We start from the raw sequence: 13116 nt of genomic DNA, 5'->3' as shown, positions 1-13116 counted from the left end.
GCTATCATCGTCGTTCGATTGCTGAAACTACCATGTTCCGCTTTAAGACTATTTTTGGGGGCAATCTCAGTGCACGTCAATTTGACAATCAAGCCGTGGAATTGTTCATCAAATGTGTTGCGCTCAACCGCATGATTCAGATCGCTAAACCCGATAGCTACAAGGTTGAAGGTTAATACCAGGACACTCTCAAGGCGAACCTGACCGTTTTTCTAATCATGCAACAAAGCCTGAGCAATCCTATGAGCAATGGATGGAGGAGCTTAAAACGATGCAGGATCGGCTAGGCGAACTCCAGGATCAAGCGGTGGAACGTCAATTTTTAGAGTCTGTGCTGCGGTCTGACCTGGAAACGGTACTGCCTACCGTCAAGGCAATGATGGCGCAGAACCAAACCCTGTTTTGGCAAACGTGGCAACCCATTCAGCAGCGCTATCTCTCCTTAGAACAGCGCCAATCGTTGCGATCGCTAATCACGAGTCCACTCAGTTCCACCCCCAGCATTGAACCGATTTTAAGTCCTGATTGAAATATGACCTGAAGAGGAACCTATGCAGAGTTCAGTGTCCGATACCCGCGATACCTATGGGGATATCATCTACCCCTCAAATCCCCATACCTTACTATCTATTCTGCACGCTCTACACCAAACCGTGGAGCATGAAGGACAACACCTGTTTGAAGAATGGCGATCGCACATTCAGCGCCCCGAATTCTTGCCCAGTGCCTTGAATTTGGCACACTATCTATCCTTGCGTCGCCACGATCTGCGCACTCTTCAAGCTGCATTGATGCCGTGGGGATTGTCGTCCTTGGGTCGGATTGAGGCACGGGTTATGCCTAATCTTGATGCGGTCATTGCAACGCTAGAAATTATTTGTGGCACGGCCTCGGCTCCCCATCCGAATCGTCCCCCCATCGAGTCTTTTTTTGAAGGTAATCGTCTACTGCAACACAACACCGAGGCATTATTTGGCTCCACTCAATCTGAGCGACAGGTCAGAATTATGGTTACGCTGCCGACGGAAGCCGCAACCGATTACACCCTCGTGCGTGAGATGCTGCGATGCGGTGCAAACTGCGTGCGGATTAATTGCGCCCATGATAATCCTGACGCTTGGACACGCATGATCGACCATGTTCGGCGGGCAGAACAAGAGACCGGAGCATCGTGTAAAATCATGATGGACTTAGGCGGTCCGAAAATTCGGACGGGGCCTGTCATTGCTCCCGGAGACAAAACTCGTCTATTTCGAGGCGACTCAATCATCCTTGCTCGACATATCCCTGACGATCTCATCGCTCAACCATCGGATCAATCCAGCTCTGACTCCATTGAACATTTTCAAACTTGCTGTACCGTTCCTGAAATTCTCGATCTTCTGGAGGTGGGAACGCTGGTCTATATCGACGATGGTAAGATTCGCACCAAAGTTATAGATAGCCACTACCCTCTACCCGATGGACAGGTTGGCCTCCTCCTCCAAGTAACCCACACCAGTCCAAAGGGAGCCAAACTGCGTGCCGAAAAAGGGCTGAATTTCCCCAATACAGTCCTACCCCTAACCCCCCTCACCGAAAAAGACTTAGCCGATCTAGACTTTGTGGCCACCCACGCCGATATTATTGGCTACTCCTTTGTACAAACGCCTGAAGATATTGAACTCCTGCAGCGTGAACTCAACAATCGGTTGGGCGATCGCGCCTCCAAGCCTGCCATTGTTGCCAAAATTGAAACGGCGATCGCTGTATCTAACCTGCCAGACTTGATAATTCATGCCGCAGGGAAGCAAGCCTTTGGAGTCATGATTGCCAGAGGAGACTTAGCCGTTGAAATTGGGTATCAGCGCCTAGCCGAAATCCAGGAGGAAATTCTCTGGCTATGTGAGGCCGCCCATGTTCCGGTCATTTGGGCAACCCAGGTTCTAGAGAGTCTCGTGAAAAAAGGCGCACCCTCCCGTGGAGAAATGACCGATGCGGCAATGGCCGAACGAGCGGAATGCGTCATGTTAAACAAAGGCGCGTTCATTGCAGAAGCCATTACGATTCTGGATGACGTGTTAACCCGCATGGCCGCCCACCAGCTCAAGAAAACGCCGCAGTTAAGAGCATTGCACTCGTGGTAACGATGGCATAGGAGGGGACAACGCTCTCTCTATATGGATCGCTTTAGTTCTCTAACGTGTGGTACCCAGCGATTGGGTCACTTCAAACGATCGTATCTGTGCCATCACCTGTAGTTTATTCAAGCGTCTAACCAGTCTCAGTGCTTGGTGCTTGTAGAGCGCAATCGGAAACTGGGTTGGAATCTGATCGATGACCGTTCGAGCCAAATTCAGATCACATCCAGACACCCGTGCTAGCTCCGAGCCTGCGTCAAAGGCAGTCGTTGGGCTTAACAGCCGTTCAATCCAGATCCCCCATTGTCGAGGTGCCATTTCCCCCCTCTCGATCCGCTGGAGACTCGTAGTTGTCGCTAACACCACAAGGCGATCGCCCACTTGTAAACGACTATCATCCGATGGCATGGTAGTCCATGAACCGCTACCTCCTCTTTGATGCACAATTGCAACAACGCCATATCCGTAAGACACTTCTGAAAGCAGTAACCCATTCAACGTGTCATCCGACTCAATTTGGTATTCCGTCACCAAAATCGTGCGATTTTGCAAACGAAAGAGATTGAGAACATTCTCGCCAAAGGCGGCGACAGCAAAAGCTTCAGCGGAGAGCGCAGAGACACAGAGCACATGAGCATAGGGAAATAATCGAGCAACGTTGTCGTTGAAGCGACGATTGTAGGTGCGAATCACTAAACGACAGTTCGGATTCACAGCGTGAGCCATGAGTCCAAACTCAAGATTCTGCATTTCATCTGCCGTTACCGCAACGACGCTCCTTGCAGACTCTAGATTGACCTTGGTGAGTGCCGTATTTTGGCTCGAAAAAACGATCGGTGTTTGCGGGAGAAACGTGGCTTGGGGGATTTGAGAATCGGTGATTCCGACCACGGATTGCTTTAACTCTTGCAATAGGGCAATAACCTGTTGCCCAACCTGCCCCAGACCAATCACGATACTGTGATTTTGGGTTGGAAGTGGAGGACGACGACTGAGAAATTGCAATCGCAGTGTTAAGAGTTTCTCGGTCAGTAGGGCATAAATGACACCTACGAATGCAGTTCCAGCCAGGGTCAAAAACAGCCCAAACAGACGCAACCATTGAGGGATGCCACTATTGGTGATCGTTAACTCACTAAATAGGTCGCCAAAGCCGCCCAGTAACAGCACAGCCGTTGCCACAAAAGCATCTAAAACGTTCAGATTAGGATAGTTGCGCCAGAATAGAGCTGTTCCCAAAATAACCAATCCTAAAATTGTGAGACCGCAAATAATAACGACCCGCTGAATTTGATTTCCTTGGGTGTTGTGCTGAAATTGTTCGATATACTGCCTCAGCAGAGAGGGCTGAAGACGCCGCAATGCAAGCCTAACCTTCTCAAAGATGGAAGACGATTGGGTAGACGCTGCCCGTTCCGATCCATGACCTTGAAATCGTTCCAGCGTCACGACCTCATCTCCAGCTAAAATCCGATCCATCGGATTCCATTGATGAAATTGATGGAGCTCGGTCACGGGATCCGTGGCTGAGCGATGCAGTAAGACGCGACGACTGCTGCTGTTCAACTCATACACCCGTCGGGTATTACACCAGCGATGACCAGTTTGAATTGTGTAGTGAACAACCCGAAACTGCTCTCCATCAAGATGGAAAAAGCCTAAAATATCTCGATCCATTGCTGCTAAGGCAAATGCATGAGCTGACAGTTGGGTTGGTTCAAACGCTACAAAATTCCCTAACTGCTGTTCTAAGAGTTGATTTAGATTTTGCTTGGCTGAACGCACCACCAAACGGACCGCAGGATTGAGGAGTCGCGCAGCAAATGCGGTTTCGATGTTAACCTGCTCATTGCTCGTAACCAACAAAATGGCTCGACACCGATCGATTTCAGCTTGTTTTAGCACATCCGTTTGTTGACAGTCACCAATCCATAGGCGATCTAAGCACTCAGGAATGTCAGGAATATCCCAGGTATCGGGCTTATGCTGATCAATAGCACTGACCCGCCCTCCAAACTCTCGCAGAATGGTTACGCATTGTTGTCCCAGGCTTCCCAATCCGCACACGAGGAAATAGTCCTCTGTGTGAGAATAAAATTCAGAGTTCTGGCTAGACGGGCGGAGTACGGAAGGATGTAGGGAATCCATCAATCGCTTAACAGCTATGAGTATTAGATCCTTAGAGCATCGAAGGAGACATATAGCCCCGAGATGGTCTACTAATCTTGTCCTACCTAATAACCTAGAAACATCTGAAACATCGCAAATCACTAGGAAGACTTAATTTCCTATTCAGCGCCTGAGCACACCAAGTTGAGTCATCCACCACTGCAGCAATACCGAGCGACATTGGAGACAGGTCAACACCTCCAACAGATCCTGGATCCCAGCATTCGTTAAGGGGTAGGTGATCACGTCCACCGACGATAGCGGATAAGCTGAAAGCTCAGCCACGACCCCAAAGAGTCTTTGGTTGGAAAACGAACTGTTGACAGGCCACCCTGCGGCATTCAGAGGATAGAAGTAGGCGATCGCTCCATCTATCCCAAGTTCACGATTTAGAATCGTTTGAGCCGTAGTGTGTAGATCCTCACCGTGCTGAAATCGCCCACCCGGAAAATCGAGGGTAGTTTCGCCAAGCCCAGGTCGATAAACAGGAGGTGGCAGGAAGATGGATTGTTCGTAGATGGGTAATACGATTAGGGAATCCGCTTTTTCAACGCGCCAGTATTCCAGGGTTTGCCCAGTGGGTGTGTCTAAATGTTCACCGATCAGCGTCAACCACTGGGAATGGAGTTCAAAAAAGCGATCGCGCACTGGCCAGTTCAAACTATTCATCGTACAAAAGGGCGTGTAGGGATGGTTTCACTCTAGCAAAGGGGCGATCAAACGAAGGGTATAACCTCTGTAAGTCTCGTTGGCCTACATGCCTCCCAGCACGAGCAACTTGCGGCATAATGACAATCAGAAGTGGTTACCTCATCCCAGTGCAAATCGTCTATGCCTCAGATCAGCGAATCAACCCAAAAAAGCTGGCTTGCCAATTGGTGGGCTCATTTGAGTCTTGCATCTAGGTCAATCACCGTTGCACTGGCAGCTCCGCTCTTGGTTCTGAACGTGTGGGCACTGTCAACGATTTTTAGCTATTTCCGATCTATTTTCGTTACCGTTGTTGTCGCGGCGCTTTTAGCATTTTTGCTGAACTATCCCATTACCTGGCTGGAACGGATAGGGCTGAAGCGAACCCAATCGGCCATCGTCGTATTTCTGATTGCACTATTAGGACTGATCACGGTTGGGGTAACGATTCTGCCATTGGTGATTACCCAGGCGCAGCAGTTGGTCGCCCGCCTACCAGAATGGTTTGATTCCGGTAAAAATCAGCTCTTGATGCTCGATCGCTACATCGAAGAGATGGGCTGGCCGATTAATCTGGATGTTTTGATTTCCCAAGCCAATGATCGGCTAAAGTCGCAAATTCAAAGTATTGCAGGTGAAGCCGTCAACTTAACCCTGGGCGTTGCGTTTTTCACGGCCAACAAGCTAATTGACGTAATCCTGACGGTAGTTTTAACCTTTTACCTACTCCAACACGGGGACGAAGTTTGGTCTGGGTTAGTAAGCTGGCTACCGAACCGTTTTCAATCGCCCTTTTCCCAAACACTACGCCGCAGCTTTAGCAGCTATTTTTTGGGACAATTAATCGTCGCCACCAGCATGGGCGCAACCCTCACCATTCTGTTTACGATTCTCAAAATCCCCTTTGGTCAGCTCTTTGGGCTAACCATCGGTTTGGCGGCCATTATTCCCTTTGGGGGAACGGTTGGCATTATTTTTGTGACGTTTTTGCTGGCCTTACAAAAGATTAGTATCGCCATTAAAGTACTTATTGCATCGGTCATTGTGCAGCAGTTAGTTGAAAATGGCATTGCGCCACGGGTGTTAGGGAGCGTCACGGGACTCAATCCCTTCTGGGTCTTTATTGCGATTTTGACGGGAGCCCGCATTGGGGGACTATTGGGGGTGGTGGTAGCTGTACCCAGTGCTGTGCTGATTCGGGAGGCGCTCTTTGTAATTCGCACCGTGCGCCAAACCCCCTTAGCCTTGGAATCGGACACAACCGACGATAATGATTCAACGGCATCGTCCAATCTCACCATCCAAGTCGATATCCCAGAGTCAGCGATTCCTGAAGAGAGTATCAATCGCTAGAAGATAAAATCAAATTATATTGATGAGAGTGCGATCGCTCACACCTTTCATAGATAATCACCCAGATCTGACATTAAAGCTACATTAACTCCATCTCACTCATAAGCTTTGTGTCTTCTTAAACGACTCTTAATGTTCTAAGCAGGCTCGTTCTCTGGAGGTAGGGCTCAGTCTCGATTTTCTAAATTTCGATTTACATTTCAAAAAAAATTGATATTATATTGAATGGAGAGGAGCAATACTATGGCCTTTAAAACCTGCACATTGTCCTTAGTGCTTGCGGCGATCGCCCTTGCCACTGGATGTTCGGCTCCAGTGACAACATCTGATGCAGAACCAAGTGTTGCTGAGAGTATCGCGACAACCTGGATTAAAGTGGATGGCTCAAGCACTGTTTTCCCCCTAACAGATGAAGTTGCTAAAGAGTTGCAATTCGAGCGGGGCACTAATGCACCTGATATCTCCGTTGAGTTTTCGGGAACTGGCGGCGGGTTCCGTAAGTTCTGCGCCGGAGAAACGGATATTAATAATGCGTCTCGCCCAATTCTGCGCGATGAAATGGCGCTTTGTAAGCAAAATGGTGTGGAGTATATCGAAATTCCAGTAGCTTTTGATGCATTGACGGTGGTGGTTCACCCCGATAACGATTGGGCGAGCGAAATGACGGTTTCGGAGTTGAAAACCCTATGGGAGCCTGCCGCAGAGGGGCGCATTACCCAATGGAATCAAATTCGTCCGGAGTGGCCAAAGGAACCCATTAATCTCCACGGTGCAGATCTGGATTCGGGAACCTACGATTACTTTGTAGACGCGATCGTTGGGGAGGCAGGGGCGACCCGTACGGACTATACAGCGCAGTCCGATGATGATTTGATTGTGCGGGCGGCGCGGAATGACCTGGATGCGCTGGGATACTTTGGCTATGCTTACTACAACGAAAATCGTCAGCAGCTCGAGGCGATCGCCACAGCGGTGACTCTCTTTGGATTGAATTCTGGCGCGGCCCTAGCAACGGTAGTGGGTGTATTGATTGAGGTTCCGGTCATGCTGATGCTGGTGGAGTTTTGCAGACGAACGGCATTCTGGTTTCCACGGGAACCGGACAAGGCGACGTTGCCCGATCCTCGTTGCGTCTCCATCAAACCGTAATGGCTCTCTACTAGAGGAGAAAATCGATGAAACGAGTGATGTTTGTTTGTAAGAAAAATTCGGCGCGGTCCCAGATGGCAGAGGGATTTGCTAAAACGTTGGCTGCCGGAAAAATAGAGGTGACCAGTTCTGGGTTAGAAGCCAGTCAAGTGCATCCAGAGGCGATCGCCACCATGAAAGACGTAGGGATAGACATTAGCGATCAAACCTCAAATGCCCTGAGCGAGTTTAATCCAGAGGATTTTGATGCGGTGATTTCGCTGTGTGGATGTGGTGTGAGCTTGCCACCCGAATGGTTGACTCGCGAGTATTTTGCTGATTGGCAGTTGGACGATCCGGCGGAGAATCCGGCCATCTTTCCAGAGATCCGCGATGAGATTAAAACTCGTGTAGTGGCCTTAATTGAGGCGATCGCCCCATCGTCAACCTCTGTTTAAAAAGGACGCGCTCACCGTGACTTCTTTTCTAGACTCTTTGTGGTGGGTGATTCCTGGTCAACTAGCAGGGATGCGAAAACCGTCCGCAGAGGAGTTGCCTGACCTCAACGCCGCTGGTATCGGTGCAATTGTGTCCGTGATGGATGATCCATCTAACCTTGATCTGTATGAGGAATTAGGGATGCCTTGGTTGTGGTTGCCAATTTCAGGGGGAACCCCACCTACTCGTGAACAAGTCCAGCAGTTTCAGGATTTTGTACATGCTCAGCTTGCTCAGGATCGCGCCATTGCAGTTCATTGTTCCAGCGGGCGACGACGGACTGGAACGCTTCTAGCCGCCTACCTCATCCGAGCGGGATGGCCATCATAAACGGCTATTGAGCGTGTACAAGCGGTGAATCCCGCCATTGAATTGAGAGAGGCTCAAATTGCTTTTCTCAAGACGCTCTCGTAATTGATCATTCTCTTTCTATCACTGATTGGGTATCTATTAGTACTTATGAGTTTTGACCATCCACCTCGAATCCTCTTTCTCTACGGTTCATTGCGCGATCGCTCCTACAGCCGCTTGTTAGCAGAGGAAGCCGCACGAATTATCGAAGGGTTTGGGGCAGAAACACGGTTCTTTCACCCCCGTGGTTTGCCGCTTCACGGCAGCGAACCGGACACTCACCCTAAAGTCCAAGAGTTAAGAGAACTCATGCAGTGGTCAGAGGGACAGGTGTGGTCTAGCCCGGAGATGCATGGCAACATTACAGGGCTGATGAAAACGCAGATTGATTGGGTGCCGCTGAACATTGGCGCGATCCGACCTACCCAGGGAAAGACACTAGCACTGATGCAGGTTTCAGGGGGATCGCAGTCCTTTAATGCGGTAAATACCATGCGAATTCTAGGACGCTGGATGCGGATGTTTACGATTCCTAACCAGTCGTCAGTCGCTAAGGCGTATCAGGAGTTTCATGAAGACGGCACGATGAAGGAATCGGCCTATCGCGATCGCGTTGTGGATGTGATGGAGGAACTCTATCGGTTTACGATTCTCCTGCGAGAACACGTTGATATCCTGACCGATCGCTACAGTGAGCGCAAAGAGAGAGAGGCTCAGCGGATAGCAGAAATTGCGAAAAAAGCGATCTCTGAGTAGCTGCTTTGGGACTTCTAAGCTTCGTTATCGTGGTTTTTCGCTGAAGATGAGGTAGGAAGATCCAGCCAGCAACATCGCCGCAAAAATGTAGTTGCGTGTGATTGGCATCTTCATGTAAGACACACTAAATCCCGCAAAGACCAGCATGGCGATAATTTCCTGCATGACTTTAAGCTGCGGCACACTGAAATACTGAATGCCAGCACGGTTTGCAGGAACTTGAAAACAGTATTCAAAGAAGGCGATCGCCCAACTTGCGCCAATCGCAATCCAAATCGGTGCCGCTTTCAAGTCTTTAAGATGTCCATACCAGGCAAACGTCATAACGATATTGGAAATCAGCAGCAATACAACGGGTCTTCGCATGAATGAAGATCGGGTTCACCCTGTTATTTTCACCTCATTCACGATTGAGAGTCATACATTTTCAAGAGTTCAGGATCAACGAATCCCCTCTGAATGGCTAATACCGCCGCTTGTGTGCGATCGCGTACATCCAGCTTCTGCAGGATCGCATGGACATGGACACGAACAGTTCCAGGAGCGATATAGAGCTGATTTGACATCTTGATAATGGAGGATAGTGTTCATCCCCTAGTCAAACCTAGTCATCATGACCTACTCAAGCAGCCTTAGCGATCGAGAATGGGAAATCTTAGAGCCCCTGTTGCCCGAGGTCTTGCCGAAGAAAAAGCGAACTCGCCCACTGGATTGGAGCTATCGAGAGCTGATTGACGGTATGGTGTATCAACTCAAAAACGGTTGTAACTGGGAAGACTTGCCCAAAGACTTCCCCCCTATTCGACAGCCTACTGGCACTACAAGCAGTGGCGAGCAGCGGGGACTATCGAGAAGCTGATGGCTATCTTGAATGGACAAGTGCGTGAGCAGGTCAAAAAAACCAAAGTGGACACGGCTAATGATCATCGACTCACAAGCAGTGAAGAACACCGGCAATGCGGGTGTTGAGTTGAAGGGCTTTTGCTTCTACAAAGCAACCAACGGTATCAAACGCCATCTAGCTGTGGACACGTTGAGATTTCCATTTTTTACGCACTGCACACCTGCCCATGTGTCTGATGATGCGGGTCTAATTGAGATGCTATCAAAGCATCTCGATGACTTTCGAGCTAAGCCAGTTAACATCCCAAAGATCACGATTCTGCTAGACCACGGTTACCACCCCGACAAGCGAACTGAAGCGCTTGAGAAGGTGTATCCGAAGATCATGAGCAAGATGAAGTTTGAGCTGTCACCCAAGCCTTCTAAGGCAGACAAAGCGGCACAAGGAAAGACTGGTTTTGTTCCTGCGGTTGCTTGATGGGTGATTGAGCGCTCCAACGCTTGGATGGAGCGTTGCAAGATTTTGGTCAAGAACTTTGAGAGAACCTTGGATAAGGCTACGACTAAGATTAACCTATGCTTCGTCAGGCTCATGCTCAAGCGACTTGCAGCCCCTTCCTAGAGATCTCAAATGGGCTCTATATAGCAATCCTGTAGCGTTCGCTAGATGTCGCAACGCATGGGCGATCGCTCCTGATAGCGATTGGGTTGGCTGGTATGGGTGCAATTCTGACGCTGATTCCTAGTCTGATGGTGATCATTACCGGACTTTGGAGCCACGATTCCAGGATATTTGTGGTCGTTTGGTGGCTGGTGGGAGGTGTGGCGTTAGTGCTTGGTATTTAGCTTCTAGGTTTTGGAAGTGATAGACTGTGTAAAACGATAGCCATCTATGTAAAACGATAGCCATCTATTTTTTAGATTTAGATCGCACACAAGCGTTGTACTGCTGAATGAGATCATTCAACTCCGCCTGCATCTCACCTTCTACCGGATAGAAGCATTCATCGACATAGTCGCGATCGCGGGCAGTCTCCTCTCCGTAGCGATCAAAAACAATAGGGGGACAGATACGGGTATGAATGGGAACAGGCAGGGGAATATTCGGTAACGGCCCCAACGAGATACCCCACGGTAAACCTACATAGATCGGAAATACCCCTGGATCAACGCCCAAGAGCCACGGCATCCCCCATTCGTGCAGTTGTTTAACCAGGGGATAGATATCCGCAAGCACGATCAGCGTATCATGGGCACCGTAGGAAATGGCGGGAACAATGGGAACCTCTTCCCGCAGAGCTAGTTTAATAAAAGCACGACTGTTGTTGAAGAAAATGCGATCGCGCATGGCATGGGGGCGAAACACATCCCTTGCACCTCCGGGATAGACCAGCACGCTAGCGCTGCGGTGAAACGCGGCGATCGCCATTTTCGGGTGCGCCCGGACACAACCAAACTCGGCAGCCAGTTTCGCTAAATGGGGGGGCAATACAGCCCACATACTCGGATGCATCAGTCCATACACTGGACGCTCTGCCCCAAACCGCAGCACCCAATCATAGATCATCATCGCCATATCGGGAGATGCCAACCCACCATTGTGCGATCCCACAATCAACACTTTTTGATCGGTTGGCACGTAGTCCCACCCTGAGGTCTGCACTCGGAAATAGTTGTCATATAACCATTTGAATCCGGGCATAAAGGAGCGAATGACGTCAGGTTCTCGGAGGTCTAAACTCCAGCCAATCTCTTTTTGAGTATCAAATTGAATCGCCATCCGCTCACGTAGCTCAAAGTAGGGTTAACCGCAATCACAAGACTGCGCCTGAACAGCTATCATAGCCTCAATACCAGTCTTACATAGAATGCTTCGGTCAATTTCCTGATGAATGTTTTGCTAATTCACGGACTCGGACGCACCCCCCTATCCCTCATGGGACTAGAGGGACATCTGCGCCGCACAGGTTGGAAAACAGAGCTATTTGGCTATGCCGCGTTTGCGGAGTCCTACGATCAGATCGCGCACCGTCTCCATCAACGCTTTCAATCACTCGCAGAGGAGGGAACCTATGCCGTTGTTGCCCATTCCCTAGGCGGATTACTCACTCGATCTGCATTGGCGATCGCCTCGATTCCGACACCGCACCATATCGTGATGCTGGGCACTCCAAACCAGTCTCCCCGCTTAGCACGCCATGCCTGGAAAGTCCCCTTTTTTCAGTGGTTTTCAAGGGATTGTGGCGCAAATCTAGCCAATCCAGATTTCTTTGCCGATCTTCCCCATCCCCTTTCGCCCTACACCATCATTGCCGGAACCTCTGGCCCTCGTGGGGCATGGAGTCCCTTTGGGCATGAGGTGAATGATGGCATCGTGGCCTTAGACGAGACTCGCATTACCGAGGGCGATCGCCCTATTCAGCTTCCGGTTAACCATACATTTATGATGTATAGTCCCGTGGTTCAAGAAACGGTCGTGCAAGCAATTCAGACTAATCTTGTGCAGGACACTCCTGCTCCCAATCTCATCGAAGTGTAAGGCAGTGTGGCAAACGCTAGCGCAGACCATCCCGAACCGCTTGCCGAATTTCGTTCAGGCGTTCATATACAGTTCCTGGGCAGGCGGTCGAAACGCGATCGCGGTGTCCCATAATCCGAGGCAGCGATCGCGTACCAAAGTCCGCTGTAACCGTACTGACAGGCGTGACCGGATCTGTAATTCCCATCCGTTTACACAACATAATGCAAATTCCAACTACAGCATCAAACTGCTTAGGCCCAATCCGCAACGAGCCTTGAAAATCTCCATCCACAGCTACCCCAAAGCCATCATTAACGAGGTCATGGGCTCCCCGTTTTAGACTCGATCGCCCTTCGTAAACCCGTCCACTCGGCATCACAATGTAGTGATAACCAATATCGGAATACCCACTGCTATTCAGGTGAATATCGAGAAGGCGACGCATACGCTGAATTTCCTGGTCTTGCGTGGCACCAGATGATAATGCGGCAATCACCGTATGATGCAACGTAATTCGTTTGGGATTGACAAGGTCGGGAATGCTGCTGGGGGTTGGTGTGGTGGTCCAGATGCTAAACGGGAAAACTTGGAGCGATTGTGTAATAGGCTCAACCGTTAGGACAATCTGATCTTTCTCTTCGTCAGACGCAATCACTTCAATCAAGCGTTGCCCAGCCTGATGAAGAA

Annotated in this window: 13 protein-coding genes and 4 pseudogenes; 11 read left to right on the top strand and 6 right to left on the bottom strand. The window is 49.7% G+C overall.

Going from position 1 to position 13116, the window contains the following annotated elements:
* The 3 genes from IGR76_01700 to IGR76_01690 form a co-directional block, all read left to right on the top strand.
* A partial coding sequence (locus IGR76_01700; GenBank protein MBF2077248.1) for an IS5/IS1182 family transposase occupies nucleotides 1–176 on the top strand: 176 nt, incomplete at its 5' end.
* A 95-nt stretch (nucleotides 177–271) separates the two neighbouring features.
* The gene (locus IGR76_01695; GenBank protein ID MBF2077247.1) at nucleotides 272–529 is read left to right on the top strand and encodes a hypothetical protein; all 258 of its coding nucleotides are present in this window, start codon (nucleotides 272–274) and stop codon (nucleotides 527–529) included.
* 22 nt (nucleotides 530–551) lie between these two features.
* Nucleotides 552–2126, top strand: coding sequence for a hypothetical protein (locus IGR76_01690; protein MBF2077246.1), 1575 nt, complete (start codon nucleotides 552–554; stop codon nucleotides 2124–2126).
* A 51-nt stretch (nucleotides 2127–2177) separates the two neighbouring features.
* Here the strand turns inward: IGR76_01690 and IGR76_01685 are convergent, their stop codons facing one another.
* Nucleotides 2178–4268, bottom strand: coding sequence for a potassium channel protein (locus IGR76_01685; GenBank protein MBF2077245.1), 2091 nt, complete (start codon nucleotides 4266–4268; stop codon nucleotides 2178–2180).
* Between the two features lie 144 nt (nucleotides 4269–4412).
* A complete protein-coding gene (locus tag IGR76_01680) occupies nucleotides 4413–4958 on the bottom strand; it encodes an NUDIX hydrolase (protein ID MBF2077244.1) in 546 nt (181 codons plus the stop codon).
* Nucleotides 4959–5120: 162 nt separating this feature from the next.
* Here IGR76_01680 and IGR76_01675 point away from each other — a divergent pair, with 162 nt between their 5' ends.
* From IGR76_01675 to arsH, 5 genes and pseudogenes are all read left to right on the top strand, one after another.
* The gene (locus tag IGR76_01675; GenBank protein ID MBF2077243.1) at nucleotides 5121–6332 is read left to right on the top strand and encodes an AI-2E family transporter; all 1212 of its coding nucleotides are present in this window, start codon (nucleotides 5121–5123) and stop codon (nucleotides 6330–6332) included.
* Between the two features lie 225 nt (nucleotides 6333–6557).
* Entirely contained in the window at nucleotides 6558–7481 is a 924-nt protein-coding gene (gene pstS / locus IGR76_01670; GenBank protein ID MBF2077242.1) for a phosphate ABC transporter substrate-binding protein PstS family protein, read from the top strand.
* 26 nt (nucleotides 7482–7507) lie between these two features.
* A complete protein-coding gene (arsC, locus tag IGR76_01665; protein ID MBF2077241.1) occupies nucleotides 7508–7918 on the top strand; it encodes an arsenate reductase, glutathione/glutaredoxin type in 411 nt (136 codons plus the stop codon).
* A 70-nt stretch (nucleotides 7919–7988) separates the two neighbouring features.
* A pseudogene (locus IGR76_01660) lies at nucleotides 7989–8372 on the top strand (dual specificity protein phosphatase family protein).
* Between the two features lie 45 nt (nucleotides 8373–8417).
* Nucleotides 8418–9065, top strand: a complete 648-nt coding sequence (gene arsH, locus IGR76_01655) for an arsenical resistance protein ArsH (protein ID MBF2077240.1) — start codon at nucleotides 8418–8420, stop codon at nucleotides 9063–9065.
* Between the two features lie 24 nt (nucleotides 9066–9089).
* On the opposite strand, the gene IGR76_01650 is transcribed toward arsH, so the two are convergent.
* A complete protein-coding gene (locus IGR76_01650) occupies nucleotides 9090–9431 on the bottom strand; it encodes a DMT family protein (protein MBF2077239.1) in 342 nt (113 codons plus the stop codon).
* A gap of 38 nt (nucleotides 9432–9469) precedes the next feature.
* A pseudogene (locus IGR76_01645) lies at nucleotides 9470–9634 on the bottom strand (response regulator transcription factor).
* Nucleotides 9635–9678: 44 nt separating this feature from the next.
* On the opposite strand from IGR76_01645, the pseudogene IGR76_01640 reads away from it, so the two are divergent.
* Nucleotides 9679–10034, top strand: a pseudogene (locus tag IGR76_01640) (transposase).
* Nucleotides 9985–10530, top strand: a pseudogene (locus tag IGR76_01635) (transposase). The pseudogenes IGR76_01640 and IGR76_01635 overlap by 50 nt, the downstream one beginning before the upstream one ends.
* A 288-nt stretch (nucleotides 10531–10818) precedes the next feature.
* Here the strand turns inward: IGR76_01635 and IGR76_01630 are convergent.
* Entirely contained in the window at nucleotides 10819–11688 is an 870-nt protein-coding gene (locus tag IGR76_01630) for a glycerol acyltransferase (protein MBF2077238.1), read from the bottom strand.
* 108 nt (nucleotides 11689–11796) lie between these two features.
* Between IGR76_01630 and IGR76_01625 the strand changes: the two genes are divergently transcribed.
* Nucleotides 11797–12447, top strand: coding sequence for an alpha/beta hydrolase (locus IGR76_01625; protein ID MBF2077237.1), 651 nt, complete (start codon nucleotides 11797–11799; stop codon nucleotides 12445–12447).
* A gap of 16 nt (nucleotides 12448–12463) precedes the next feature.
* On the opposite strand, the gene IGR76_01620 is transcribed toward IGR76_01625, so the two are convergent.
* Nucleotides 12464–13116, bottom strand: a 653-nt coding sequence (locus IGR76_01620) for an N-acetylmuramoyl-L-alanine amidase (GenBank protein ID MBF2077236.1), incomplete at its 5' end; no start/stop codon positions are given.

Origin of the sequence: Synechococcales cyanobacterium T60_A2020_003 (assembly GCA_015272205.1) — a bacterium.
Taxonomy (GTDB): Bacteria; Cyanobacteriota; Cyanobacteriia; order RECH01; family RECH01; genus JACYMB01.
Note: the sequence above shows the minus strand (reverse complement) of the source record. Positions and strands in the feature narration are given on the sequence as shown.

Excerpts from the sequence above, each read along its gene's own strand:
- IGR76_01685 (MBF2077245.1), bottom strand. The coding sequence starts at position 4,268 with ATGGATTCCCTACATCCTTCCGTACTCCGCCCGTCTAGCCAGAACTCT.
- IGR76_01650 (MBF2077239.1), bottom strand. The coding sequence starts at position 9,431 with ATGCGAAGACCCGTTGTATTGCTGCTGATTTCCAATATCGTTATGACG.
- arsC (MBF2077241.1), top strand. The coding sequence starts at position 7,508 with ATGAAACGAGTGATGTTTGTTTGTAAGAAAAATTCGGCGCGGTCCCAG.
- IGR76_01695 (MBF2077247.1), top strand. The coding sequence starts at position 272 with ATGCAGGATCGGCTAGGCGAACTCCAGGATCAAGCGGTGGAACGTCAA.
- IGR76_01625 (MBF2077237.1), top strand. The coding sequence starts at position 11,797 with ATGAATGTTTTGCTAATTCACGGACTCGGACGCACCCCCCTATCCCTC.
- IGR76_01690 (MBF2077246.1), top strand. The coding sequence starts at position 552 with ATGCAGAGTTCAGTGTCCGATACCCGCGATACCTATGGGGATATCATC.
- IGR76_01630 (MBF2077238.1), bottom strand. The coding sequence starts at position 11,688 with ATGGCGATTCAATTTGATACTCAAAAAGAGATTGGCTGGAGTTTAGAC.
- IGR76_01675 (MBF2077243.1), top strand. The coding sequence starts at position 5,121 with ATGCCTCAGATCAGCGAATCAACCCAAAAAAGCTGGCTTGCCAATTGG.
- arsH (MBF2077240.1), top strand. The coding sequence starts at position 8,418 with ATGAGTTTTGACCATCCACCTCGAATCCTCTTTCTCTACGGTTCATTG.
- pstS (MBF2077242.1), top strand. The coding sequence starts at position 6,558 with ATGGAGAGGAGCAATACTATGGCCTTTAAAACCTGCACATTGTCCTTA.
- IGR76_01680 (MBF2077244.1), bottom strand. The coding sequence starts at position 4,958 with ATGAATAGTTTGAACTGGCCAGTGCGCGATCGCTTTTTTGAACTCCAT.